Raw genomic sequence first — 26,438 nt, forward strand, 5'->3', positions numbered from 1 at the left:
CCTTCACCGCCGCAGCGGACAGATGTCAAAAATCAGGGCTCTGTCAGCCAATCGTCCGACAGCTTCCCGAAGTCGTCATCGTCGTCGGACGCGTTGTCCAGTTCGCTAAACAGACCCGTTTCAGACGCCTGCGTCTCGCTCTTGATGTCGATCTTCCACCCCGTCAGGCGCGCCGCCAAGCGAGCGTTTTGGCCTTCCTTGCCAATCGCGAGAGACAGCTGGTAGTCCGGCACAATCGTGCGTGCCACCTTCTCCTCTTCGTCGATTTGCACTTCCATCACCTTCGCCGGGGACAAGGCGTTGGCGACGAATGTACCGGGATCTTCACTCCACTCGACGATGTCGACCTTTTCGCCACCCAGCTCCGTGACGACCGACTGAACCCGCACGCCCCGCGTGCCGACGCAGGCGCCGATGGGATCGACCTCTGGATTGCGCGAATGAACCGCAATCTTCGAGCGGTAGCCCGCTTCTCGAGAGACGGCTTTGATCTCGACCACGCCGTCGTAAATCTCTGGCACCTCGAGTTCGAACAGGCGCTTTAAAAGCCCTGGGTGACTGCGGGAGACCACGATTTGCGGCCCCTTCGTCGTGCGCTCCACGCGTGAGATGAACACCTTGATGCGGTCGCCCATCTGCAATTTGTCCGTCGGCATCTGCTCCGAATGCGGAAGAATCGCTTCCGTTTCGCCGAGGTCCACGTACGCGACGCGCGGGTCAATTCTGGCTACGATGCCCGTGACCACTTCTTCCTCGCGGTCGACGAACTTCCCGTAGATGACCGTGCGCTCAGCCTCGCGAATCCGCTGCGTCACCACTTGCTTTGCGGTCTGTGCGGCGATGCGCCCGAAGTCTCGCGGCGTCACTTCGATCTCGACGACGTCCCCAACCTGGTAGTTCGGGTTCATGTCCCGCGCCGCGTCCAAAGAAATTTCCAACCGCGTATCACTCGGTTCTTCGACCACGTTTTTGCGCGCGAACACGCGGACTTCGCCGCTGTCGCGATGGATGTCCACGCGTACATTCGCAGCGGAGTTAAAGTTTCGTTTATAACCAGAGATGAGAGCAGCTTCAATCGCTTCTAGGAGTACTTCCTTATCGATCCCTTTTTCCCGCGCCAGTTGTTCCAGCGCCTCTAAAAAGTCAACGTTCATGGAAGGGAATCTCCCCCTTTCCGCACCTTTTTGATGAGGTACACACCAGCCAAAAATTCGGCGCCTGTATCAAACCGCCAGCCGAGCTGCACACCTAGTCGAATGCGAGCGCCTCGCGACCGCTTAGAGTTGCACGGCGAGCCTGGCCTGAGCAATCTTTTCAGTCGGGATGGTGACCTCTTTCGACCGCGTCTTGACGCGAACTTCGAGCATCAACTCCGACTCCTCGTAGTTGCGCAAAATCCCCTCGAACGCCTTCTGTCCGTCCAGAGGTTCGTACAACGAAATGTGTACGTATTCGCCAACCGCACGCACAAAATCCGCCGGCTTTTTCAACGGACGCTCAGCGCCCGGGGACGACACTTCGAGGAAGTACGCGTTCGGAATCGGATCCACGATATCAAGCTGTTCAGACAGTTGTTCGCTGACCCGGCTGCAGTCGTCGATGTCCACACCTTCCGGTTTGTCGATGAAGACGCGGAGATACCAGTTGGCACCTTCCTTTTTATATTCCACATCAACTAGCTCAACGTGTTGTGCTTCTGCAATTGGCGTCACCAATCGCTCCACAATGTCAGTCACACGTTCTTTTGGCACACGTCATCCTCCTTGGTGCTTTCGTCACCCGTACGCCGAAAAGTGCCAAGCATAAATCAAAGAGTGGGAAATTGCCCCACTCTTGTCCGTACACGGTATACGAAGCCTAACGTCAATATTATATCATCGACAGAAAACGCCTGCAAATACTCCTTTGATTGTCAACTTATTTGCTTCGTGCTATCGTTTTAGCGGCACTCTACATGTAAGCACACATGGTAAACCGTGTGGGAGTGCCCCGAAAAGAAGGAGGATCTTATGCATACCGAGATTACCCGGATGCGCAATGTCGCCATTGTCGCCCACGTCGACCACGGCAAAACCAGCCTCGTCGACCAATTGCTCCGCCAGTCCGGACTCTTCCGCGACAACGAGCAGGTCAACGAGCGGGCCATGGATTCCAACGACCTGGAGCGCGAGCGCGGCATTACCATTCTCGCCAAAACAACATCGATTCCCTATAAAGATTACCGCATCAACCTAGTCGACACGCCGGGTCACGCCGATTTCAGCGGCGAAGTCGAACGCATCGTCAAGATGGTCGACGGCGTGCTGCTCGTCGTCGACGCCTTCGAAGGAGTCATGCCGCAAACCCGGTTTGTGCTCGAGAAGGCCCTCGGCGCCGGTCTCGTCCCGGTCGTCGTCGTCAACAAGATGGACCGGCCGAACGCCCGCCCACTCGAGGTCGTGGACGAGGTCATCGACCTTCTCATCGATCTCGGCGCCAACGAAGAGCAACTCGAGTTTCCCGTCGTCTACACGTCGGCCCTCCAGGGAACCGCGACGACCGATCTCGACGTCCCAGGCGAAGACATGGAGCCGCTCTTCGAATCCATCATCGAACACATCCCGGAGCCGGACGTCGATCCCACAGGTCCCCTCCAATGGCAGGTGACGATGCTCGACTACAACGACTACTTGGGGCGCATCGGCATTGGCCGCATCGCTCGCGGTGTGCTTCGCCAAGGCGAGAACGTCGCCGTGATCCAGCGGGATGGAAACGTCGTCCAGAAGCGCGTCGTGAAGCTGTTTGCGCACCAAGGTCTGCGCCGGATCGAAGTCGAGAGCGCCACAGCCGGCGACATCGTCGCAGTTGCTGGCATCCCAGACATCATGGTCGGCGAGACGGTCAGCGACGTGAACGTGCCTGAGGCACTGCCGCTGTTGCGCATCGACGAACCGACGCTGGAGATGACGTTCCGCGTCAACGACAGTCCGTTTGCCGGACAGGATGGCACGCACGTCACCTCGCGCAAACTCCGCGAACGACTCTTCCAGGAGCTCGAGTCGGACGTGAGTCTGCGCGTTCAGGAGACGGACGACGCCGACGTGTTCCTGGTGGCCAGCCGCGGGGAACTCCACCTCTCCATCCTCATCGAGACGATGCGCCGCGAAGGCTACGAACTCGCCGTTTCCAAGCCGCACGTCATCCTGAAGGAAGAAAACGGCCGCAAGCTCGAACCGATTGAGGAATTTGTGGCAGACGTCCCGTCCGATGCGGTTGGCTCCATCATCGAAGCCCTCGGCTACCGCAAGGGCGAGATGGTCAACCTGCAGCCGAGCGACCAAGGCGACATGACGAGGCTGGTGTTCCACGTGCCAACGCGGGGCCTCATCGGATTTCGGACGGAGTTCCTCACCATGACCAAGGGCTATGGGACGATGCACCACCGCTTCCACCAGTACGGGGAGTGGCGCGGCGCGGTCACGACTCGCCGCCAGGGCGTCCTCGTCTCGATGGATGCGGGCGACGCGACCGCTTACAGCCTTGGCAACCTGGAGGATCGAGGAACAATGTTCGTCACCCCAGGCACCCCGGTGTACGAGGGGATGATCGTCGGTGAGCACACGCGCGAAAACGACCTCACCGTAAACGTCACCAAGGCGAAACACCAATCGAACGTCCGCTCTGCCACCAAGGACGAGACGGTCCGCCTAAAGGCTGCTCGCACGCTGTCGCTCGAGGAGTCGATGACCTATATCGAGGACGACGAACTGTGCGAGATCACCCCGCACGCCATCCGCTTGCGCAAGCGGATCTTGAACAAGAGCGAACGCGAAAAAGCGCAGAAGAAAAAACGCCAGGACTGAGCGAACCGAGCGACTGTCTGGCTCAAATACGCAAAAAAGCACGCAGCCATGTCGGCACGTGCTTTTTCGCGTTCTCTACTAGCGCTCTCGGACAGCGGGGCAACCTTTGGCGGCACATCGGCCCGCCTCCACCGTCGCCAACCATTTCGAACATTTCGTGACTCTTTTTGAAGTGCTCCCTTGTCTGCCTACGACTCGACTTGGTACACCGGATAGCTCCCGAGCGCGACGACGTCGATCCCGGACGAGGCCAGTTGGCGCGTCACTGGAGCCAGACAGGAGCCCATCTCCGACGGGGACGCACTCGCGTCAAAGGACACATCCAAGTAGAACACATAATTTCCTAATCGATCCCCAACTGGGCGCGATTCGACCCGCCCGAGATTTAAATCGGCTTCTGCAAACGGTAGAAGCGCCCCCACGAGGCCCCCTGGACTGTGTGTAACTCCATGGAGGCACAAGGAGACCATGCGCTCAGACAGGCGCCAGCCCTGTGGTGTACCAACGCATGGGGACAGACCCCCTGGTGTGCCAACCAGCGCAAAGCGAGTCTCGTTGCCAGCTTGGTCCTCAATCGGCGACGACGAGCGCTCCAGCCCATAGCGCGCCGCAGCATTTCGGCCTGCGATGGCGACGGCCGCATCGTGCTGCGAGCCCGTGCCGCCTCCTTCTGCCATCTGCCTCACCGCCTCCGCCGTACTCGTCAACGCCACAGGAACTGCCTTTGGAAACAGTGACGCGATATGCTGCTGGCACTGAGCGAGCGCCTGGGGATGGGAATAGACCTGTTGAACGTCCTTGTAGGAGATACCCTTGCGATGAATGGCGTAGTGGTGAATCGGCACGGTGAATGCAGCCAGAATGGAAATCGGTTCACCGTCTCCCCCATCGCTCGCACGGCAGGCAGACTTCATCAACGTGTCCCACGTCTGCGCCACCGAACCTTGAATGCTGTTTTCGATGGGCACGCAGCAGAGCGCATTCTCAGCTTGGACCGAAGAGGTCTGCTCGATGACCAGAGGGATGGTCGTACACGGAATCAAATCAGCCTGTGCGAGCAACGCGTCACGAAGTTGAACGGCCGCATCGTGACTGTGTGTGCCTTCTGGACCAAGGTAGTACAATTTCACAAGTCATTCCTCCGGTCAGGGATCGCAGTCATCGACTGGCAATCGCGCGTTTGCCTCGATTATACAAGATTCGACGCGGATTCAGGGATTCGCCACAGAAAAAACGCCCACCGCGGACCCGGGCGCAGAACAGTGCACCAAGAATCCGCAGACGGACGTTTGCAAAGGATATGCGTTTAAGCCACGGGTGCCACCGGCCGGCACCTCGTGAGACCTCGCCGTTTAAAACAGATGCGTGACATCGCGGTACGTGATCACTACCGCGAACAGCATCAAGATGGCAAACCCGACGAAGTGGACGAATCCCTCTTTTTGCGGGTCGACCTTGCGACCTCTCACCAGTTCGATGATCATGAACAACAGGCGCCCCCCGTCCAACGCGGGAATCGGGATGAGGTTGAACATCCCAAGGTTCAGACTCAAGACGCCAGCGATCATGACGACGTTCCAAAAACCCAGCCGCGCCTGCTGGCTGATGACGTCGGCGATGCCGACAGGCCCTGACAAGGACGAAAACTGATGGTGCCACACCAACTGACCGTACGCCTGCACCGTCAGACCCGTATCCCGCACCATTTCGGAAAAACCGGCTGGCACGGTTCGAAGTGGATTATAGGACATCGTCGACTCGATGCCGATGAGCGCCTCTCCATTTTTTTCGATCTCGGGCGTCACCGTGACGGGCCGTGTTTGACCGTCGCGCGACACGAGCAGTCGTAGAGGTTTCGGCTTCGCTCCACCGGATATCAAATCCGCCTGAATACTCGACCTCAAATCGTCCCAACTGCGGATGGCGCGATTGTTGATCTGGACGATCTTGTCCCCGACCTGTAACCCCGCGGCGTAAGCTGGCGTATGTGGCTCGACTTCGCCTATCGTGGTGGTCGGGATACCCGTATGCATGTTGACGATGGCAAACAGGACCCCGGCCAGCAAGAAGTTCATCACGGGACCGGCAAGAATGACAGCTGCCCGTTTCCACAGCGGCTTACCCAGCATCTGTTCGTGTTTCTCGACGATGGGAATGGAGGAACGAGCGTTTAACATTACGCGCGCGTAGGGCTTGACAGGAAATGTGCGGATTCCCTCTGCCGTGTCGATGGCCATTTCCATCGCATCGGTCAGGTCCACGCGACGCACCGTACCGACGTAGCCACGCTTTAGGTCTTTCGGATCCCCGAGCCGAACGATTCGCAACTCGTCGTCTAATTCGTAAGCGACTTCTTGCCCCACAGGAAACCACGTCTCTTGCGGTGCCTCGCCGGCCATCTGCACGAATCCACCCAAGGGCAACAACCGGATGGAATACTCTGTCTCGCCGCGATTCCACTTGACGAGTTTCGGTCCAAACCCGATGCTGAAGATGGGAACGGCCACACCACTCTTCTTGGCGACGTAAAAGTGGCCGAATTCATGCAGCGTCACGCAGACCAAAAATACACAAACGATGGCGATGGCCGCCCTCACATAGAACTCTAAATGCGAAATGATAGGCAACTGTACATCCGCCTCTCCTCACGTGGTGTCCGACAAGGTAAAGGTACTCTGTGCACACGCCGCCTCACGTTCAACATCGTTTATAGACGGGAAGCGATCCGCCGTGCGTGTTCACGCGCTTGCCGATCCATTGCCAAGACCTCATCCACTGTTTGCGCAGAGCCTGCCGCCACCGAATCGAGCGTGCGCTCGACGACCGCCGGAATCTGAACAAACGTGATGCTCCCTTGCAAAAATGCCTCCACCGCAATTTCGTTCGCCGCGTTCAGTACGCAGGGCGCAAGCCCGCCGGCTCGTCCAGCCGAGATGGCCAAGCGCAGACTTGGGAAGCGCTCCGTGTCAGGCTCTGTAAACGACAACTGATTGTATTGTGCAAAATCGAGTTTCGGCCATGGGAGATTCACACGCTGTGGATATGTCAATGCATACTGAATTGGCAAACGCATGTCGTGGGTCGCCAGTTGTGCCATCACAGAGCCATCGACGTATTCCACCATCGAGTGGATGATGCTCTCTGGATGTACGAGCACCTTGATCTTATCATATGGTGCATTGAACAAATGATGCGCTTCAATCACTTCGAGGCCCTTATTCATCAGCGTGGCGCTGTCGACCGTGATCTTGCGGCCCATCGACCAATTTGGGTGCCGCAGGGCGTCCTCGACCGTCACGTGCTCCAAATCGCCCTTCGAGAGCGCGCGAAATGGCCCCCCTGACGCCGTTAGAATCCACTGCTCCACCTCGGCGTGACCTCCTGCCAGCATACACTGAAACAGCGCACAGTGTTCGCTGTCGACAGGAATGACCTCGGCCCCGGACTCTCTCGCTGTCGCCATAATAAACGTACCTGCCGCCACCAGGCACTCTTTGTTGGCAAGTGCCAGCCGCGCCCCACGACGAACGGCCTCCAACGCCGGACGAATTCCGCGCGCGCCCATCACGGCATTGACCACCACGTCCGTCTGGTACCGAGCACACGCCGCCAACCCGTCGTCCCCGACGAGGACCTCAGGTCGAGGGGCGCCGCCGAGCAGCAGGAGCAAGTGTTCGCGCGCCTCCTCGTCGGCCACGCCGACTAAGTCAGGTTGAAATCGTTTGACTTGTTCGGCGAAAAGCGACATATTTCGACCGGCGACAAGCACACTTGCACGCACTTCGTCAGAGAGGGCGGCAACCACCTCAAGGGTACGCGTGCCAATTGCCCCGGTCGAACCAAGTACCGCTACGGTTTGCATGTGTGATGTTCACCTCACGTTTTGGTTGAGAAACTGTGTGGTTTGATGGCGTTGTTCATTGAAACCACGTATGGGCCCCGTGCACGATGATCCAAAACGCAAAAGGCGAGGCGAACAACAGACTGTCGACCCGGTCGAGCATGCCTCCATGCCCTGGAAGCAACTTCCCTGAGTCTTTGACGCCAGCCGCCCGTTTATACGCGCTTTCGATTAAATCGCCTAATTGACCAAATACAGAAATCACGGCACCGAGTACCGCATAAACCCAGATATCGTATGTAGGATGAGCGATGGATCCAAATACCACAGCGCCGATGGCACCGCCGACAACCCCGCCGAGGGACCCGCTGATGGTCTTCTTCGGACTGATTTCCGGCAGTAGTTTCGGACCTTGGACGAATCTTCCGACAAAGTACGCGGCAGTATCCGTCATCCATACGGCCACAAGGAACAACCAGAGCCAGAACCACCCCGCTGGCATGGCCCTCAGTTGACCCATTGCGTATCCGCCCACCGCGATGTACAGGGCGCCGATGGTTTGAAGTGCCATCGATTGAACCTGAACGCGATTCCGGCTAAACACAGGTACGGCGAGTATGATTCCGACCAACACAAAGAGCACAAATGGCTGATAAAAAAAACGCGGGAACCACTCGATCACACTGGCGAGCAGCACCCCATAAACCGTTACAGGACCATACCATTTAGCCCGATGCATTGTGGCGAATTCGACGACGCCCGCGACCGTGCACAGCCACACCAGAACCCGCCAGGCGATGGGGCTACCGAGAACCAAGACCGCCAACACCACGAGCCCCGCGATGGTTGCTGTAATTACGCGTGTCTTAAGCATGCGACACCTACTCTACATCTCCATATCGACGTTTGCGGCCACCGAAATCGAGGATTGCTTGATATAAGTCGTCCTTGCCAAAATCCGGCCACAACACGTCGGTAAACCACAACTCTGCATATGCAGCCTGCCAGATGAGAAAGTTGCTCAGACGAATCTCACCGCTGGTCCGAATGACGAGGTCTAACGGCGGCAGCCCCGCGGTATCGAGATAGCTCTCGAAACGCTCCTCAGTCAAATCTTCGACGCAGAGATCGCCTTCGGCGACCGCCGAGGCGAACCGGGACATGGCCGACATCAATTCAGCCCGACCACCGTAATTCAGGGCGAAGTTGACGATCATCCCCGTGTTCTCCGCCGTCCGTTCGAGCGAATTGCGTACTGTTTCCTGCGTATATGGAGGAAGTACAGATGTGTCACCCATAAACCGAACACGAACGCCCCGACTCACCAACTCGTCGATTTCCGTCCGAAAAAACTGTTCCGGCAGATGCATCAAGTACTCCACTTCAAGCATCGGCCGTTTCCAGTTTTCAGTAGAGAAAGCATATAAAGTAACGCACTCAATGCCAAAGTCGTCGCATGCGCGAATGACTTCGCGCATCGCTAGCATTCCCGCTCGGTGTCCGGCCATTCTCGGCAGGCCGCGCCTTCGGGCCCACCTGCCGTTGCCGTCCATGATAATTCCGACGTGACGAGGTTTGACTTTGAGCGGTGGATGCTCGACTGTTGTTGCACTGGCTCGTTGTCCACGTCCCCAACCTTTAAACAAGTCTCGCATCCTCCTCCGTCCAGAAATGTCCTTAAACCTGTGTAACGTCTTTCTCCTTATCTTCCAACAAACTGTCAATCTGCGCAATGGATTTATCTGTTACCTGTTGAATTCTGTCCATCAGGCGGCGCGCTTCGTCCTCTGTGATGTCACCGCTCTTTTCCGCCTTTTTCAACTCATCGTTGCCATCGCGGCGGATGTTGCGAACGGATACCCGCGCCTCCTCTGCGAGCTTGCGAACTTGTTTGACCAACTCTTGACGGCGCTCTTCCGTCAAGGCCGGGATGATCAGGCGAATGACACTGCCGTCGTTGGATGGGTTGAGGCCAAGGTCAGATTTCTGAATCGCCTTCTCAATTTCCCCGAGCATCGACTTCTCCCAGGGCGAGATGACCAGTTGGCGCGGTTCTGGAGAGGTGACGCTCCCCACCTGATTTACAGGCATTTGCGAACCGTAGTAATCGACCATCACCTTGTCGAGCATCGCTGGCGTCGCGCGTCCTGCCCGTACAGACGCAAATTCTCGACGCAGGTTCTGGAACGCCTTATCCATACGCTCCTGCACGTTCTGAATGACTGCTTCACTCATTGGAAACACCCTTTCCGACAATGGTACCAATCGTTTCGCCCATCACAGCGCGGCGAATATTCCCTTCCTCACCCAGTGCAAACACGAGCAGAGGAATGTTGTTGTCCATGCAGAGGGAGGCGGCCGTCGAGTCCATCACGCCAAGTCCCTCATTGAGCACTTGCATGAACCCTATCTCATCATATTTCGTGGCCGACGGGTCTTTCTGCGGATCTGCATTGTACACGCCGTCGACTCCATTTTTCGCCATTAGGATGACTTCCGCCTCGATCTCGGCCGCGCGCAGTGCCGCCGTCGTGTCGGTCGAGAAGAACGGATTTCCGGTCCCCCCGGCAAAGATCACCACGCGACCCTTCTCCAAATGGCGAATCGCACGGCGGCGGATATAAGGCTCTGCAACCTGCGACATTTCGACGGATGTCTGCACCCGGGTATCAACACCGATTTTCTCTAGAGCATCCTGAAGAGCCAGTGCGTTCAGCACGGTTGCCAACATTCCCATATAATCTGCTGTCGCCCGATCCATCCCGCGCGCACTCCCAGAAATCCCCCGCCAAATGTTGCCAGCGCCAACAACCACGGCGACCTGGATATTCAATACGGCGATCTCCTGGATCTGACGGGCGATGTCATCAATGGTGACCGGATCTATCCCGTACCCCGCTTCTCCTGCCAATGCTTCTCCGCTGAGTTTCAAAATCACACGATGATATTTCGGTGTCGGTGTCGTCAAGGCCGTCCCTCCGTCTCCCCAATCGTAGTGTAAACGCTAGAGGAGGGAACACAAGCGTGTTCCCTCGTCGTTGTTATTTCAAATTACTTGCGAACTTGTGCCATCACTTCGTCAACGAAGTTCGCTTCGTTCTTCTCAATACCTTCACCGACGACGTAACGCGCAAACCGGCGAATGGAGATATTTTCTCCAATCGTCGCGATCTTTTCACGCAGCAACGTGTCGATGGTCTTGTCTGGATCTTTGACAAATTGTTGTTCCATCAAACAGATGTCCTTAAAGAACTTGTCAATCCGGCCTTCGACGATCTTCTCGACGATCTTTTCTGGCTTTCCTTCGTTCAGCGTCTGAACGCGAAGGATTTCACGTTCCTTCTCGACGATGTCCTGTGGCACTTCTTCACGGCGAACGTACTGCGGATTCGCCGCGGCGATATGCATTGCAACGTCCTTCACAAAGGTGCGGAAGTCTTCATTCTTGGCCACGAAGTCCGTCTCGCAGTTGACTTCGACGAGCACGCCGATGCGGCCACCTGCGTGAATGTAGGATTCCACCAAGCCTTCTGCAGCCACGCGGCCTGCCTTTTTCGCAGCGGACGCAAGCCCGCGCTCACGCAGTACCTCCGTAGCGCGTTCGAGGTCTCCCTCCGCCTCGGTCAACGCCTTTTTGCAGTCCATCATGCCGGCGCCAGTCTTCTCGCGCAACTCTTTGACCATTGCTGCCGTTACTTCTGCCATTTGTTTTTCCTCCTTATGTTATGTACGCACGGGCGCATCACATTTACACAAAAAAGGTGACGAGAGCTAAACGCACCCGTCACCTCCCCGTCACAATTTACGCAGTGGTTTCTTCGCCTTGCGTGCCTTCGAGAACAGCATCGGCCATTTTGCCCGTCAGCAGACGCACAGCGCGGATAGCGTCATCGTTGCCCGGAATCACGTAGTCAATCTCGTCTGGGTCACAGTTCGTGTCGACGATGGCCACGATAGGAATTCCAAGCTTGTGCGCCTCTGCAACTGCAATCCGTTCCTTGCGAGGGTCGATGACGAACATCGCGCCAGGCATCTTGGTCATCCCTTTGATGCCGCCGAGGAACTTTTCAAGGCGTTCCATTTCCTTCTTGAGGAGGATGACTTCCTTCTTCGGAAGGACGTCAAACGTGCCGTCTTCCTGCATGCGTTCCAACTGTTGCAGACGACGAATTCGCTTTTGAATCGTATTGAAGTTGGTCAACGTGCCACCCAACCAACGTTGATTGACGAAGAACATGCCAGAGCGCTCAGCCTCTTCGCGAACCGCTTCCTGAGCCTGCTTCTTGGTTCCTACAAAGAGAATCGTTTCGCCAGCAGCTGCGAGTTCGCGAACAAAGTTGTACGCTTCCTCCACTTTGCGAACCGTCTTTTGCAAGTCAATGATGTAAATACCGTTCCGTTCCGTAAAGATGTAGCGTGCCATCTTCGGGTTCCAACGGCGCGTTTGGTGTCCAAAGTGTACACCAGCTTCAAGCAATTGCTTCATCGAGATAATTGCCACAAGTGTTTCCTCCTTTAAGTTTGGCCTCCGAACAACTCATTCAATTCACCAACCTCGAAGACGAGGCACCAGGCAAATTGTCGTCGCTCGTGTGAGCTCCACCAGAGGTGGGCCGTTACACCGCACATTAATATAGCATACCGAGTACAAACAGGCAATAAACGCTATAAATTAGTTTGTCGAGCCATTCGCCTTCGTCTCCGGCCCCGACATGATTTGCCGCACGTAGGCCACTTCCGAGACAGGAACGGATAACGCACGTGCGATGTCGTCGTCGGAGCTCCCCGCCTCAAGCATGTCGAGAATTACAAAGTACAGCTCATCGGAGGGACTGACGCCCTCACCCGGGGTTGGACGCGGCTGCCGCTCGTCTATGTCAGCGGCCGATGGCAGCGGCATTTGCTCCAGGGCGTCCGAGTGGGCGCGCAGTCTGGCGGCTTGGTCGACTGCGGATGGCGCGACGGTATCCAATGGCCGCGACTGTACGCGCACCTCTAACGCCTGAACGGACTGCTCCAGTTGCTCCAACCGACACTCGAGGGCCCGCGTCCGCTCGTCAAACTCCGTATACAATTCCTTGAGCACTTGGATGGCTTCGTCGCTTGACGGACCCGATTGCCCGCTCGCATGTGCAACCCGAGGATTCGCCTGGACCGGGCCGAGTTGTGCCCCAGCCCTAAGCCACTTGAACAGTCCAAGGAAACCACCGTATTTTTTCCACCCACCTGACACCACGTACAACACAAATATCAAGATGACGCAAACGATGGCTAGGATCAGTGTGGTCATGCCGACTTTCCACCTATCACTAGATTTGCCGCTCCTCACCACGCGCCGTACGGATGGAGAACACGCGCGTGGGCAGGTCGAAACGAACAGTTCTACCATAGTGACCGCCCACGTCTTCTGTAACCACCGGAATTTGTAAGTCGTGCAGAAGCTCGGTGGTCACGTGGACGTTCCGATCGCCAATTCGCAACGCCTCCGTAGTTAGGTTCCGAAACATTTGCGCTCCCCCGGCCATCTTCGCCTGTAGGTGCAAAGGGCGTGCTCCCTCGCGCAACAACGCCTCATACAGCCACGGAATCGCGGTATCCGCATACTTTTGGGGATGCATCGGATTCGGCTTCGGAGCGTTTGGCAACATGATGTGAACCATGCCGGCGACGTCCACCTTGTCGTCGTACAGTACTAAACCGACGCAGGAGCCAAGTCCTGCGGTCACAATTTGGCCCGCGCGGCGAATCACGGCCCCCTCTGCGATGCCAATGCGCACTTGCTGCAGCGTGTCAGCCATGGTCAGGCGCCCTTCGCAATACCCGCAGGAGCGTTCGTGTTCCATCCACGTCCGGCAACATGAAGAAATGTCCGTCGATGGAGTGCTGTCCGTGCGCAAGCGACGTACTGATGAGAATGGCCTCGTTCTCGTCGTAGCCAGTCATCATCAATCCGATATCGAGAATCGCCGCGGCCATGTCAACGGCGACAGACGGTACAGATTGATTGAGCTGAATGTTACACAGATCGCTGATGGCCGTGACGTACGCGCCCGTCAGAATATTGCCCACTTCCGCCACGGCCGACAAGTCCAAGTCGCTGTAGTCCTCGCGCGAGTCTATCGGCTCAATCAATCGGTCTAACAGACGGTCGACACTCGCGAGGGAAAATAGAACGAACATATTCCCAGAGATCTCTCCACTGATGCGGATGAACACCGCCGCCACCAACCGCTCAGGCCCCCCGACGACATCGACGATGTCGCGAAAGGGACAAAGCCTCGCGTCGGTGACCGACATCATCACGCGGCCCTGAAGGAGGACGGACAACGCCGTCGCCGCGTGTCCTGCACCGATATTGCCAAATTCTCTGAGGGCGTCTGCGGTGAGATCGTCCAGTTCCATCCCGCTCATCCGCGAACCTGCTTCTCGACCTCGTGCAGTTGCGCAACCTCCACGTCAGACAGAATGCGCTCCAAGTTGAGCACGACGAGAAGCCGCTCTCCGAGGCGGGCGACCCCTTCCAGATAAACCGCTTGAAGACCCCCGACGACCGCTGGCGCGGGCTCGATGGCCGAATCTTCGAGCGCTACGACATCCTCCACCGCGTCGACGATAAGGCCAACCGTTATGTCGTCGACCTCCACCACAACGATGCGCCGACTCTCCTCTGCGGCGACGCTTGGCGCGGACAGCCCTACTCGTTCCCGCAAGTCGATTACCGGCGTCACGGTTCCCCGCAGATTTGCCACACCCTTGATGTAGCTAAGCGTACGAGGCACCGGAGAAATGTCGAGCATCCGTTCCACGGACAGAACCTGTTCGACCTTCGCACCGTACAACTCCTCGCCAATCTTCATCGTCACACACTGTAATTCCGCCATTCATACCGCTCCTTCTCAGGCACCTATCTGAAAGAATTGATGTAAATCGACAATCAGGGCCACGTGGCCATCGCCAAGGATGGTTGCGCCGGAAAACATTTTGGCCGACTCTAAATATTTGCCTAAAGGTTTATTGACCACTTCGAGCTCGTCGATGACATCGTCGACCGTCAACGCCAAATAGCGTTTTCCTTCACGGCAGATGACGGTTTGCCGCGTTTCTTCACCACTGGTCTTCGAAGAGAAAAAGTACTCTCCCAAATCGACAATCGGGACGACTTTCTCGCGGAAATTCAGCACCGGACGCTCGTGCACGAATTGGATATCCGCAGCTGTGAGTCGAGCGACCTCTTCAATGTTGCTGGTCGGCAGTGCAAATAGTTCGTCCCCGACCTTGACGAGCATCGCCTGCAGAATCGTGAGGGTCAGTGGCAATTCGATGAGGAACGTACTCCCCTCGCCTTTGACCGACTCAATCCTGATGGTTCCACCGAGCGACTCGACCTTGCCGCGCACGGCGTCGAGTCCGACGCCACGACCAGAGATATCCGACACCGCAGCGGCGGTGCTGAACCCAGACGCAAACAGCAAGTCGTAAACTTGAGCATCGGATAGCGTGGATGCTTTGGCGGGATCGACAATGCCCTTTTTAACGGCCGAGGCAAGGACCTTTTCTCGGTCGATGCCGCGCCCGTCATCCCCTACTTCCAGGTAGACGTGACCGCCGGACGCGTAGGCGGCCAGGCGAATCGTGCCCCTCCGAGGCTTGCCTCGGCGCACCCGCTCGTCCGGGGATTCCAAGCCGTGGTCCGCCGCGTTGCGCAATAGGTGCACCAGCGCTTCGCCCATCTCATCCATCACCGTGCGGTCCATCTCAGTCTCGAGCCCCGTCATTTCAAAGTCGAACTCGCGATCCAGCGACTTTTGCAAGTCGCGCATCATCCGCGGGAAGCGTTGGAACAGGGACTCTACTGGCATCATGCGCATACTCATCACGCCGTCCTGAAGCGAGTCCGACAGTCGAGCAATCTGTTCGCTGACGTCGTGCAGGCTCTGGTCGTCGTACGAACGGGCCAGTAGTTCCAGCCGCGTCTTTGCGATGACCAATTCGCTCAACACGTTCATAAACTCGTCGATGCGCCCAACCGGAACGCGCAGCGTCTGCTCCCGCACCTTTGGCGCCGCCTGCTTCGCCTGCGAGACCTCTGCGGACGGAACTGGTGCATCCGCCTCCCGCAGAGGCGGCTTTTCTGCGACGCGGCTTGTCTGTGCAAGCTCGCCGAGCAGCAGGATGTCCACCCGTTCCACCTCAGCGATCTCCGCCGCCGCGGTACGAAGTTGGTCTCGTGACCCGCTATGTATAACCACGGCAAATTGCGCCGCCCCTTCAAATGCGCCCTCCTCCAAAACCGAGACGTCAGGAGCTGTGGCGACACAATCCGCAAACTGTTCCATCGCCCGCATCACCATCACCATGCGGACACCTTTCATCACGCATTCAGATTCTAATGTAACGGCGACGACAGCTACTTCATGGCCCTGTTGTTCGAGGGACTGCAGCATGGACAGCGCATCCTCTGCGAACTGACCCACAGACGTGGCGGGATTCTGCGAAGGTGTGTCGTTCGACAGCGCCTGAGCCAGTGCGGCGAGAATGTCCCCGTGGTTGATGGCGTCCTCACCAAGACCCGCGCGAACGGCTTCGACATGCGCCGTCAATCCGTCAATCGCTTGAAACAGCACGTCGATGACCGAGTTGTCAAACCGCTGTGGATTCTGCCGAAAGAATCCGAGCGCATCCTCCATGTGGTGTGTCAAATCGGCCATCTTTTGAAATCCCATCGTGGCGCTCATGCCCTTTAAGGTATGCGCAGCACGAAACATGGCGGCAAACGTATCATCGTCAGCGCCCTGCGACTCGAGCACCAGGCACAGTTCGTTTAAAATGTTTAGATTTTCTTCCGTTTCTGCTAGGAAAGCGTCAAGATATTGAGCCGTGTCCACGTCTTCATCCTCCAGGAACTCATACTCAAGCGCGCTGCAAGTTTGCCAACAATAACTCCGGGATGCTCCCTAAGGGCGCGATCTCCATTGCCGCCCCACGCTCGACTGCCGCTTTGGGCATACCGTAGATGACAGCCGTCTCGCGGGACTCCGCAATGGTGAGCGCACCGCTCTGCCGAAGTTGCCAAAGGCCATCCGCGCCGTCTTTGCCCATACCGGTGAGCAGTACACCAACGAGCCGCAACCGATGAGCCAATTCTTTCGTCGAGTGGAACAATACGTCCACAGAGGGCTGATGCCCTCCAATCGGTTCTTCTTTGCGAACCGACAGCGAAAGGTGCTGCAGTTGCGACTGCACGCGCATATGCATCCCGCCAGGCGCGATGTATGCGTGCCCCGCTCGCACGATATCCCCGTTGTGCCCTTCCGCGACCGCCCACTGCGAGTGTTCATTCAAACGTTTGGCTAAGTTCGCAGTGAATCCTGCCGGCATGTGTTGCACGACGCAGCAGGCCACTCCATCCATCGTCGGCAGGGCACTGAACAGTTCGGTCAAGGCCTTGGGTCCACCAGTCGACGTGCCAATGACAACCATCGCCCTGAGCCTCGCTAGCCCCGTTTCAGGCACTATGTCCACTGTCCCGTCCACCTTTTCGGAGTCTCGAGCCGAGCAGCCGGTCGAAAAAACCAGATACGCCGACTCGGGGCGTCTTTACATCATGTCGGACAAAGTTGGCTGCAACTTGCAAGTAACAAGAAGAAGCACGACTTCCGCCCGCATGTTGAATGACAGGTACCTGTCGCATGACCGCCTCGCTGACCGTCGCATCCTCTAAGATATAGCCAAGCGTCTCGATGCGAACGTCGAGGAATCTCGTCGTGACGCCCATGAGTGTATCCGCCGACCGCTTTGCCGCCGCGAACGTCATCGCCCGGTTGACGACGACGCGCGTCGTCGGAAGGCCGCTGCGGTGCACGAGAAATTTCATGAATGCGTACGCGTCCGTCATCGACGTCGGCTCCGGAGTGGTCACTAAGATGAGTTCATCGCTGGCCGCGATGAGCTGATGGCTTACCTCATTGACCCCAGCGCCACAGTCGAGGAGGACGAGGTCGTACATCGTGCACAGCCCTCGCAACTCATTCAACAACCGCCGGTAATCGTCCATCGATAGCGCCGAGCTGTCGAACAGACCGTTTCCACCAGAGATAAACGACAACCCATAAGGCGAGTGTTCCACGATGTCCGCGAGGCGCCTGCCGGAAAGGACGTCGAGAAGGTTGTGCGACGGCGTCACGTTGAGCAATACCTCGATATTGGCGAACCCCACATCTGTATCCATGACGAGCACGCGAACGCCCTGCCGGGCCAATGCCAACCCGAAATTGACGCAGAAATTGGATTTGCCCACGCCGCCTTTCCCGCTTCCGACCGCGATTACCTTCGCCTGTCTCGGCTGCGCATCGCGCGTCGGCGACTCCCCGAGCACGCTCTGCATCCGGGCGCGTAGTCGAGCAGCTTGGTCATTCATCCGTGCGCCCTCCCAACCATTTCGAGAGGATTTCGTCGACGGCCAACATATCGATGTCATCTGGTACGTTTTGCCCTGTCGTGACGTACGACAAAGGTCGTCTGTACTTCGTGAGCAGTCGAGGAATGCTGCCAATCGAGTTCGTCTCGTCGTACTTCGTAAAGAGGAACTTGTCCACGCGAATCGGCTCGCAGACGCGGATAAGATCGTCGAGATCGTTCGCCTTGGCCGTCAAGGATGCCACCAGAATCGTCTCGTCTGGCGCAAGTTTCGCGAGGAGTTGCTCCGTGTAGCGAACCGTCTGGGCGTTGCGAAAGTTGCGACCAGCCGTATCGATGAGAATCAAGTCGCAACCGCTCAACTGTTCGAGCGCAGCAGCTGCCCGGCTCTCGTCGTCGACGACCACCAATGGGATGTCGAGGATGTCCGCGTAGGTCCTGAGTTGCTCGACAGCGGCAATCCGGAAGGTATCTGTGGTCAACAAACCGACTTTGCGCTGCCCGGCCAAAACGTGCAATGCGGCGATTTTGGCGATGGACGTCGTTTTCCCGACGCCGGTAGGCCCGACAAACGCCACCACTCGGCTGTTTTGGCCGATGGGCAGAGGAGAGGCAAAATCGGCGAGATCGGAGAGAATGACCTCGTTGACTTTTGCGAGGGCCGCTGCCAGAGGCAAACCCTCGTGCCCCCCGACGAGTGCGCGGTCGACCCACGCTTGCGCCTGTGCCACTTCGATCCCCTGATCCCGCAAAAACTCGACGCACTCCGACACAGTTGGAGAAGGCATCCCAGCTTTTTGCTGGCCCGCGATCATCGCCTTCAAAGACGCCAGTTCGCGCAACACGTCGTGGACATCGGACGCGGGTCCATCCGGGTGGACCGCCTTTGTCGCGGTCTGGTACGCGTCGAACGCGGACGCGAGTGCGGACCCAAAGTCCTGGTCTGCCCCCTGAACACCCGCGCGTTCCAGCGTGCCAGCGCTCGGTCCTGCGTCCTCCTCGACGGTCGTCACGGCCGTCACGGCCGTCACGGGCGGGACAGGCGCTTTCGCCTGCGCTCTCGCCGCATCCCGGTGATGCAACGGAATGTCCCCGCCGACCGCCGCCGTGACCTCCAATCGGGTCTGCCAACGAAGCCCGAGCCATTTTTTCACCCGCACTTTTTTCGTGCTTAAAATGACGGCGTCTTTTCCGAGATCTTTTCGAATGGACATCACCGCTTCAGGCATGTCCCGCACAATATATCTTCTAACTATCATCAGAGATTCACCACACCGCCGCTTTGGATTTCAACCGTTGGATCCAACTCGTTGTAGGACAACACGACCGTATCGGGCAAATATCTTGCGATCCAGCGCCGAATCGGTAACCGCAACTGCGGATGGACCAAGAGAACTGGCGTCTTGCCGAGGGCCTGAAGCTTGCCCGACTCCTCTTTCAAACGCTTAATGACAACTTGGGCCTCTGCTGGATCCATACCAATAAACGCGCCGCCAGGACGGTCGACGAGCGACTGCTGAACGCGCTCTTCCATCGCCGCAGAGAGCGTGATGACGGCCATCGGCTCGCCCGGAACGGAAAATTGGTTGCAAATCTGCCGCGCCAGGGCCTGGCGAACCTGTTCGGTCAAAGCGTCGGAATCCTGTGTCTGCCGACCGGCGTCGGCCAGTGTCTCCAGAATCGTGACCATGTCTCGAATCGAGATCTTTTCTTGCAGTAGATTGCTGAGCACGTTTTGAATCTGCCCAAGTGAAAGCGGATTTGGGTAGACGTCGTCGACGGCAGCGGGCGTTCCGTTCTTGACGTGGTCAAGCAATGCCTTCGTCTCCTGACGCCCCAACAATTCATGTGCGTGACGGCGTAACACTTCTGTCAAATGCGTCGCGATCACAGACGGGGGATCTACGACCGTATAGCCATTGGCCTCCGCTTGTACGCGCATGCCCTGATTGACCCAGACGGCTGGCAGACCAAACGCAGGGTCTTTCGTCCGCACGCCTTGGATGGACGGATTTTCAATGCCGGGGCTCAACGCCAACCAATGTCCCATCACAATTTCGCCTTCCGCAACCTGAACCCCTCTTAATTTGATGGCATATTGTGTCGGTTTGAGTTGAATATTGTCGCGCATGCGCACCATCGGAATCACCAGACCGAGTTCGATCGCCAACTGTCGTCGAATCATGACGACGCGCTCGAGCAGGTCCCCGCCTTGTTTGCTGTCAACAAGCGGAATGAGTCCATATCCAAACTCAAACTCAATCGGCTCAACGGACAACAGGTTGTACACGTTCTCTGGTTTTTTAATCTGAGCCTGTTCCGTCCTCGCCGTATCCTCTGCCTCCTTAGCCAGCAAGCGCTTCTTCGTGACTTGCAACCGCCAGCCGCCCAATATTGCGAGTGCGGACACCGGAAGGACGGGTAGAATCCCGATAGGCGTCAGTACGCCAAGGAGGAAGATAACCGTTCCGACGACGTACAATGCACGCGGATAGCCGAACACTTGCGAGACGACGTCCGTTCCAAGATTGCCCTCCGACGCCGCCCGCGAAACCATGAGGCCCGTCGCGGTCGACAGAAGCAATGCGGGGATCTGACTCACCAGACCATCGCCTACAGAGAGCAGCGTATAGGTACTCAGTGCCTGTTGAAACGGCATGTGGTGCATCGCGATGCCGATGATGAACCCCGCCACGATGTTGATGGCGACGATGAGCATCGAGGCTATCGCGTCGCCCTTCACGAACTTCGAAGCACCATCCATCGCTCCATAAAAGTCGGCTTCCCGCTCGATGGTCTTGCGCCGCTGGCGCGCCTGGTCCTCCGTGATGAGCCCTGCGTTCAGGTCTGCGTCGATGGCGATCTGCTTACCCGGCATCGCGTCCAAGGTGAACCGAGCCGCGACCTCTGCGACCCGCTCTGCACCTCGGGTAATGACGATGAATTGCACGATGATGATGATGAGAAACACCATAAATCCGACGACGGCGTTGCCATTGATCACGAAGTTGCCGAACGCCCTAATGACGCTACCTGCGTCTGCTTGGCCAAGAATGAGGCGAGTCGAGGAGATATTGAGCGTCAATCGGAACAGCGTGGTGATCAAAAGCATCGACGGGAACACCGAGAAGTCGAGCGGTTCCTTCGTGCTCATCGCCACCAACAGAATGGTCATCGACACGAAGATATTGACGATAATCAGTACGCTGAGCAGCGGTTTCGGTACCGGGATGACAATCATGACAATAATCCCGAGCACAAACAACATGACGAACATATCCGTTCGCTTAGCCAACTTCATGATTTATCACCTCCTCGGCACCTGCTTCAGTCGATACACGTAAGCAAGGACTTCCGCAACCGCCTGAAACAATTCTGCAGGTACTGCGTCTCCCACCTCGGCAACTCGGTACAACGTCTGTGCCAACGGGCGATTCTCCACCATCGGAACCCCCACCTCGGCCGCGCGCGCCTTAATGCGCTGCGCCAAGAGATCGGCGCCCTTGGCGACCACGTGCGGAGCCGACATCGATGTACTGTCATACCTAAGCGCAATGGCAAAGTGCGTCGGGTTGGTCACGATGACGTCCGCTTTCGGCACCTCTTGCATCATGCGTCGAAAGGCCATTTGCCGCGCCCTTTTGCGGATGACGCCTTTCACTTCCTGGTTGCCTTCCATTTGCTTCATTTCGTCCTTGACGTCCTGTTTGGTCATTCGGAGTCCCCGCTCGTACTCGAATCGCTGGTACAGAAAATCGAAGAAGGCGAGCATCACCATGGCTGCGGCGATGCGAATCCCCAGCGAGAACACCATACTCCCGACGGCATACGGCAATTGGGTGACATCCAACCCGACAAAACCACGAATGCGCGCCGCTGAAGGCACGACGACACTATACCCGACGAGGCCGACAACCATCAGCTTTAAGAGGGACTTGCAAAGCTCGACGAGCGTTCGCGCGCTGAACATCCGCTTAAAACCTTCTATCGGCTGAATCCGGCTGAACTTAGGCGCCAACAACTTGGGTACGAACATCGGGCGCACCTGCGCGACGGCCACCGCCACGCCGATGACGAGCGCTATCCCGACGACGGGCAGCAAAGCTCTCACCGCAATCGACCCTTGAACGAGCAACATCTCCGTCACCGCGCTCACCGTCCACTCGGACGGAATCTGCATGGTGAAGTCCCTTTCCATGAGTGACTGCCAACTGCCCCAAATCATCGGTCCACTCACGCGCAAAGCGACCAGAATAGCCGTGAGTGCCAGGGCCGAAGTGAGTTCCGGACTCCGCGAAACGTTCCCCTCACGCCGCGCTTCGTCGCGGCGTTTCTGCGTAGCGCGCTCGGTCTTTTCCCCACTTGCAAACCGTTGCAGTTGCAACGCAACCACTGCACTCACCCCCCTATCGCTTGCAGAACGACTTGTAATTGGTTAAACACGAACGAAAAAAGTTGATTGAACAGGTAAATCGTGCCTGGCATCACGATGGCGAACATGGCGAGGCCGGCGAACAACTTCACGGGAAGACCCACGACGAATACGTTCATCTGTGGGACCGCTCGCGAGAGAAACGCAAACGTGACGTCACTCAAAAACAGCGCCGCAAGCAGCGGAGCAGCTAATTCGACACCCATCGACATCACGAGGCCAGTCAGATGCAAAAGCGTACCCGGCCAATCGCTCGGCAGGTGAAATACCCCGATGTGAATCACGCGAAAACTTTGCAGAATCGCGAGCATCATCCCGTCCAATCCGCCCATACCGAGAAAGTAGAGCGTAAAGAGCAGGTTGTACAGATTCCCCATAATCCCCATCTGCGCCGTAGACCCAGGTGCGACGAGCTGAGCCATCGAAAACCCAATCTGAATGTCGACCGCTTGCCCTGCGATAGAGATCGCCGAGAACACGAGCGTGGCGATAAATCCGAGGAGGAGACCGATGACAGCCTCCATCGCACCGTCGACGATAAATTCCCCCGGATTCGTCAAAATGTCCGGCACCTCGCTGTCGATGGTCGGCGCCGCGACGTAAGCCAGTCCGAATGCAAGTCCGATCTTGGCCCACCTCGGCCACACGTTCATCGACATGAGGGGCGAGGTGGAGACGAAGGCGATGATGCGCAAACTGACCAATAGAAACAAGTCAAAGTGTTGCAGAAGATAGTTCATCGCGTCACATCACGTAGCTCATCAGATTCGAGAGGATATTCGTCGTAAAATCTGTCAAATTGGTCAACATCCATGGGCCAAAAATCAAGAGTGCCACGATAACCGCTACGATTTTCGGAACGAAAGCGAGAGTCTGTTCCTGAATCTGAGTTGTGGCTTGGAAAATACTGACTAATAAGCCCACAGCCAGGCCGAGCAAGAGCACCGGCGCAGTAAGTTTCACGACGAGCCACATAATCTGCGCACCGAGGCCCATTACAAAAGTTTCGTTCACAATTCCATCCTCCCGCGCGCTATGTCGCATATCCTGCCAGCAGGGATTTAACGACGAGGTACCAACCATCCACCATGACGAACAACAGGATTTTGAACGGAAGCGAAATGACCACCGGAGGCAACATCATCATGCCCATCGACATCAGCGTCGTGGCGACGACCAAATCAATCACCAAAAAAGGAAGATAGATCATAAAGCCAATTTGAAAAGCCGTCTTCAACTCACTGATGGTGTACGCAGGCACAAGCGCACTCAGGGGGATGGATTGCGGATGTTTGGACACATCCTGCGGCATCGTCTCGTGTCGGTACTGCATGAACAATTCCAAGTCGGTGATGCGCGTCTGTTTTTCCATAAACACCTTGAACGGGAGCTCCGCTCGCTGCAAGGCCACCGTCTGTGAGATCTTGCCGTCCAAATACGGCTGTAAAGCGTGTTGGTTCGCTTGTTGAAGTGTCGGCTGCATGATAAACATCGTAATAAATAAAGCCAGACCCACAAGAACTTGGTTCGGTGGAGTCGTTTGCAGCGACAGGGCGTTACGAATGAACGACAACACGACAATCACCCGGGTAAAGCAGGTCATCAGAATCAGTGCGGCCGGCGCGAGCGTCAGAACCGTCAACAGGAGAATGATCTTCACCGTGTCCGCGACAGAGCTCGGACCACTTCCGCTTCCGACACTCACGTTTAACCCCGGAAGGATAGAAGTACCGTCAGTCGTCGCCGCGTGAACGCAACTGAACGTGCCACAAATCCACCACACGCACAGAAGCGCAGCGCCGCCTAACCATAACCAGCGGTTGCGCAATCCCAATTTCAACATCGTTTTCACCGCCGCTCTCCTATCCATCCCGGTGTTGATTCCGACGCAGTTCAGCCAGTGCGTTCCCCAATGCCTGCCCAAAGGACGCCTTGTCGGCATCCGGGGAGAATGATTCATAGCTGTCCGTGACTTCGGCCAACAACCGAACATCTTCTCCGACGCCAATCAGGTAGCGCTTGTCGCCCACTTCTACCACCTGCACGGACCGGTTTGGCGCCAACTGCCGCGCGGCGATCACCTGAATGGCCCCCCTCTGCTGTACGTTTGCACGTTTTGCGAGAAAGCGCACGAGCAAAACGATCAACAGAACGACGACGACCAGCGCGATGACCAGGTTGATGATGGCGTGAGCCGCCGTCGTCCCCGTCGCAAAGCTCGTGCTCGCTGTAGTCGTCGAATTCGTCGCCGCACGGACACTTGGCATCTCACCGAGGCCCATCACCTGCGCACCTCCGGCGTTCGCGCCCAAATTGTCATCTGCTTCATCGTCAGCGCAGCGCCTTTTGAACGGCCTCGATCACGCGATCCGCCTGGAATGGCTTGACGATAAAGTCCTTTGCCCCAGCCTGAATCGCGTCGATCACCATCGCCTGCTGCCCCATCGCGGAACACACGATGACCCTGGCCTCTGAATCGATTGCGCGAATCCGCTTCAGGGCCTCGATCCCGTCCACCTCCGGCATGGTGATATCCATCGTCACAAGATCCGGACTTAACTCCTGGTATCGCTCGACGGCCTGTGCGCCATCCGCAGCCTCACCGACCACTTCGAACCCGTTTTTGGAGAGGATGTCCTTGATCATCATCCGCATAAAAGCCGCATCGTCCACAACTAAAATCTTAGCCAAATTCGTCACCTCATCGAATGTGTAGTCGTATCAGGATAGCTTGGTCACCCGTTGGTCCTGGCTGATGATATCTGTCACGCGCACGCCAAAATTCTCGTCGATGACGACGACCTCGCCAATGGCGATGCGCTTGTTGTTTACCAAGATGTCGACCGGCTCGCCCGCCAGTTTGTCCAATTCCAAAATCGAACCGGGACCTAACTCGAGGATTTCTCGAACCATCTTCTTGGCCCTTCCCAACTCAACCGTCACGTTCAGTGGAACGTCGAATAGGAGCGATAGATTCCGCGGAGGCACGGTCGAGACGGGCACGTCGTCGAAATCGGCAAACTCCGGTTGCCGCACGTGAATTGGGTTTTGCGGCGAAGCCTCCGATTTTGCGGCCGGCGCGCTCGCCATCGCGGAGTAGGCGCCATGTGCCGCGCTCACAGATGGTACTGTCTCGACGACGGCCGGTTCCACCCGCGCTGCCGCCATTGGCTCGGCCGCTAGAGTTTGTGCGGCCACAGACGTCCCGGTCGGAGCCTCTGCCCGCGAGACCTCATTCACCTGATTCTCAGGAACTGGCCCCATGAGCAATGTCGACACCATGTCCCGCGCAAAACTCAGCGGCAACAACTGCATGATACGCGAATCGATGAGGTCCCCGACCTTCAGTTGAAACTGGACGTTGACCACTTCGCCTTCGCCCACAAACGAATGGCTTCCCGGCGTGGAAAAATCGATGATTTCCACTGTCGGCGGCGAAATGTTGATGTAGCGCCCTAACATCTGGCTCATCGACGTCGCCGCCCCGCCCATCATCTGGTTCATCGCCTCTCCGACCGCACTCAGGTGCAACTCGTTAAGTTCCCCTTCGACGTTCGTCCCGTCGCCGCCCATCATCAGGTCCGCGATGGTTTTCGCGTCGTTGAGTTCGATAGCGAGCGCATTCGACCCAAGCAATCCCTCGGTGAATTCCACGGCGACCATGACATACGGCTGCGGGAAATTTTCTTTGACAGATGCGGAGTCAATGATGGTGACCGTCGGAGTCGTGATGTCCACCCGGTGCTGCAGCAGCGTAGAGAGAGACGTCGCGGCTGAACCGAAACTGATGTTGCCAATCTCCCCGAGCGTATCGGCCTCCTCGGGGCTCAACAACTCGGTGGGACCGGTCGGCGGATTCCCGCCACTGAGCAGTGCATCTATTTCTTCTTGAGACAGTTTCATCTGG

28 protein-coding genes are annotated in these 26,438 nt (G+C 57.1%); 1 reads left to right on the forward strand and 27 read right to left on the reverse strand.

Annotated elements, in window-relative coordinates; all coding sequences use genetic code 11:
* Positions 1–32: 32 nt before the first annotated feature.
* Together nusA and rimP are read right to left on the reverse strand one after the other, a co-directional pair.
* Complete coding sequence (nusA, locus tag NZD89_RS17515) at positions 33–1,154, reverse strand: transcription termination factor NusA (protein ID WP_268004073.1); 1,122 nt, start codon at positions 1,152–1,154, stop codon at positions 33–35.
* A 123-nt stretch (positions 1,155–1,277) separates the two neighbouring features.
* Positions 1,278–1,751 (reverse strand): ribosome maturation factor RimP, encoded by a 474-nt coding sequence (gene rimP, locus NZD89_RS17520; protein ID WP_268004074.1) that lies wholly within the window; start codon positions 1,749–1,751, stop codon positions 1,278–1,280.
* 258 nt (positions 1,752–2,009) lie between these two features.
* Here rimP and typA point away from each other — a divergent pair, with 258 nt between their 5' ends.
* On the forward strand, positions 2,010–3,842 hold the full coding sequence (gene typA / locus NZD89_RS17525; protein WP_268004075.1) for a translational GTPase TypA: 1,833 nt from the start codon (positions 2,010–2,012) through the stop codon (positions 3,840–3,842).
* A gap of 188 nt (positions 3,843–4,030) precedes the next feature.
* On the opposite strand, the gene pheA is transcribed toward typA, so the two are convergent.
* From pheA to fliY, 25 genes are all read right to left on the reverse strand, one after another.
* Positions 4,031–4,972 carry a prephenate dehydratase gene (gene pheA / locus NZD89_RS17530; RefSeq protein WP_268004076.1) on the reverse strand — a complete coding sequence of 314 codons (942 nt, stop codon included), beginning with the start codon at positions 4,970–4,972 and terminating at the stop codon, positions 4,031–4,033.
* A gap of 222 nt (positions 4,973–5,194) precedes the next feature.
* Entirely contained in the window at positions 5,195–6,469 is a 1,275-nt protein-coding gene (rseP, locus tag NZD89_RS17535; protein ID WP_268004077.1) for an RIP metalloprotease RseP, read from the reverse strand.
* Between the two features lie 80 nt (positions 6,470–6,549).
* Positions 6,550–7,704 carry a 1-deoxy-D-xylulose-5-phosphate reductoisomerase gene (locus tag NZD89_RS17540; protein WP_268004078.1) on the reverse strand — a complete coding sequence of 385 codons (1,155 nt, stop codon included), beginning with the start codon at positions 7,702–7,704 and terminating at the stop codon, positions 6,550–6,552.
* 55 nt (positions 7,705–7,759) lie between these two features.
* Positions 7,760–8,557, reverse strand: coding sequence for a phosphatidate cytidylyltransferase (locus NZD89_RS17545; RefSeq protein WP_268004079.1), 798 nt, complete (start codon positions 8,555–8,557; stop codon positions 7,760–7,762).
* A 7-nt stretch (positions 8,558–8,564) separates the two neighbouring features.
* Positions 8,565–9,338 carry an undecaprenyl pyrophosphate synthase gene (gene uppS / locus NZD89_RS17550; RefSeq protein ID WP_268004080.1) on the reverse strand — a complete coding sequence of 258 codons (774 nt, stop codon included), beginning with the start codon at positions 9,336–9,338 and terminating at the stop codon, positions 8,565–8,567.
* 22 nt (positions 9,339–9,360) lie between these two features.
* Entirely contained in the window at positions 9,361–9,918 is a 558-nt protein-coding gene (gene frr, locus NZD89_RS17555; protein WP_268004081.1) for a ribosome recycling factor, read from the reverse strand.
* Complete coding sequence (gene pyrH, locus NZD89_RS17560; protein ID WP_268004082.1) at positions 9,911–10,651, reverse strand: UMP kinase; 741 nt, start codon at positions 10,649–10,651, stop codon at positions 9,911–9,913. The genes frr and pyrH overlap by 8 nt, the downstream gene beginning before the upstream one ends.
* Before the next feature lie 83 nt (positions 10,652–10,734).
* Positions 10,735–11,388: a translation elongation factor Ts gene (gene tsf / locus NZD89_RS17565; RefSeq protein ID WP_268004083.1), complete on the reverse strand. Its 654-nt coding sequence runs from the start codon at positions 11,386–11,388 to the stop codon at positions 10,735–10,737.
* 97 nt (positions 11,389–11,485) lie between these two features.
* Positions 11,486–12,184 (reverse strand): 30S ribosomal protein S2, encoded by a 699-nt coding sequence (rpsB, locus tag NZD89_RS17570; RefSeq protein ID WP_268004084.1) that lies wholly within the window; start codon positions 12,182–12,184, stop codon positions 11,486–11,488.
* Positions 12,185–12,355: 171 nt separating this feature from the next.
* Complete coding sequence (locus NZD89_RS17575; RefSeq protein WP_268004085.1) at positions 12,356–12,973, reverse strand: hypothetical protein; 618 nt, start codon at positions 12,971–12,973, stop codon at positions 12,356–12,358.
* Positions 12,974–12,992: 19 nt separating this feature from the next.
* Positions 12,993–13,481 (reverse strand): chemotaxis protein CheD, encoded by a 489-nt coding sequence (locus tag NZD89_RS17580; RefSeq protein ID WP_268004086.1) that lies wholly within the window; start codon positions 13,479–13,481, stop codon positions 12,993–12,995.
* The gene (locus NZD89_RS17585) at positions 13,474–14,094 is read right to left on the reverse strand and encodes a chemotaxis protein CheC (protein ID WP_268004087.1); all 621 of its coding nucleotides are present in this window, start codon (positions 14,092–14,094) and stop codon (positions 13,474–13,476) included. The genes NZD89_RS17580 and NZD89_RS17585 overlap by 8 nt, the downstream gene beginning before the upstream one ends.
* A complete protein-coding gene (locus NZD89_RS17590) occupies positions 14,091–14,564 on the reverse strand; it encodes a chemotaxis protein CheW (RefSeq protein WP_268004088.1) in 474 nt (157 codons plus the stop codon). Before NZD89_RS17590 ends, NZD89_RS17585 begins: the two co-directional genes overlap by 4 nt.
* Before the next feature lie 15 nt (positions 14,565–14,579).
* Entirely contained in the window at positions 14,580–16,568 is a 1,989-nt protein-coding gene (locus NZD89_RS17595; protein ID WP_268004089.1) for a chemotaxis protein CheA, read from the reverse strand.
* A 25-nt stretch (positions 16,569–16,593) separates the two neighbouring features.
* The gene (locus NZD89_RS17600) at positions 16,594–17,205 is read right to left on the reverse strand and encodes a CheB methylesterase domain-containing protein (protein WP_268004090.1); all 612 of its coding nucleotides are present in this window, start codon (positions 17,203–17,205) and stop codon (positions 16,594–16,596) included.
* Positions 17,189–18,100, reverse strand: coding sequence for a P-loop NTPase (locus NZD89_RS17605; RefSeq protein WP_268004091.1), 912 nt, complete (start codon positions 18,098–18,100; stop codon positions 17,189–17,191). The genes NZD89_RS17600 and NZD89_RS17605 overlap by 17 nt, the downstream gene beginning before the upstream one ends.
* Entirely contained in the window at positions 18,093–19,358 is a 1,266-nt protein-coding gene (gene flhF, locus NZD89_RS17610) for a flagellar biosynthesis GTPase FlhF (protein WP_268004092.1), read from the reverse strand. Before flhF ends, NZD89_RS17605 begins: the two co-directional genes overlap by 8 nt.
* Positions 19,358–21,400 (reverse strand): flagellar biosynthesis protein FlhA, encoded by a 2,043-nt coding sequence (gene flhA / locus NZD89_RS17615; protein WP_268004093.1) that lies wholly within the window; start codon positions 21,398–21,400, stop codon positions 19,358–19,360. The genes flhF and flhA overlap by 1 nt, the downstream gene beginning before the upstream one ends.
* A 6-nt stretch (positions 21,401–21,406) precedes the next feature.
* Entirely contained in the window at positions 21,407–22,492 is a 1,086-nt protein-coding gene (gene flhB, locus NZD89_RS17620) for a flagellar biosynthesis protein FlhB (RefSeq protein ID WP_268004094.1), read from the reverse strand.
* Between the two features lie 5 nt (positions 22,493–22,497).
* Complete coding sequence (gene fliR / locus NZD89_RS17625; RefSeq protein ID WP_268004095.1) at positions 22,498–23,271, reverse strand: flagellar biosynthetic protein FliR; 774 nt, start codon at positions 23,269–23,271, stop codon at positions 22,498–22,500.
* A 4-nt stretch (positions 23,272–23,275) separates the two neighbouring features.
* Positions 23,276–23,527 (reverse strand): flagellar biosynthesis protein FliQ, encoded by a 252-nt coding sequence (gene fliQ, locus NZD89_RS17630; protein ID WP_371826346.1) that lies wholly within the window; start codon positions 23,525–23,527, stop codon positions 23,276–23,278.
* Positions 23,528–23,564: 37 nt separating this feature from the next.
* Positions 23,565–24,374 (reverse strand): flagellar type III secretion system pore protein FliP, encoded by an 810-nt coding sequence (gene fliP, locus NZD89_RS17635; protein ID WP_268008521.1) that lies wholly within the window; start codon positions 24,372–24,374, stop codon positions 23,565–23,567.
* Positions 24,375–24,393: 19 nt separating this feature from the next.
* Positions 24,394–24,813: a FliO/MopB family protein gene (locus NZD89_RS17640; RefSeq protein WP_268008522.1), complete on the reverse strand. Its 420-nt coding sequence runs from the start codon at positions 24,811–24,813 to the stop codon at positions 24,394–24,396.
* A gap of 49 nt (positions 24,814–24,862) precedes the next feature.
* Entirely contained in the window at positions 24,863–25,222 is a 360-nt protein-coding gene (locus NZD89_RS17645) for a response regulator (protein ID WP_268004097.1), read from the reverse strand.
* Between the two features lie 30 nt (positions 25,223–25,252).
* Positions 25,253–26,434, reverse strand: a complete 1,182-nt coding sequence (gene fliY / locus NZD89_RS17650) for a flagellar motor switch phosphatase FliY (RefSeq protein ID WP_268008523.1) — start codon at positions 26,432–26,434, stop codon at positions 25,253–25,255.
* Between the last annotated feature and the right edge of the window lie 4 nt (positions 26,435–26,438).

Origin of the sequence: Alicyclobacillus fastidiosus, from assembly GCF_026651875.1 — a bacterium.
Lineage (GTDB): Bacteria > Bacillota > Bacilli > Alicyclobacillales > Alicyclobacillaceae > Alicyclobacillus > Alicyclobacillus fastidiosus.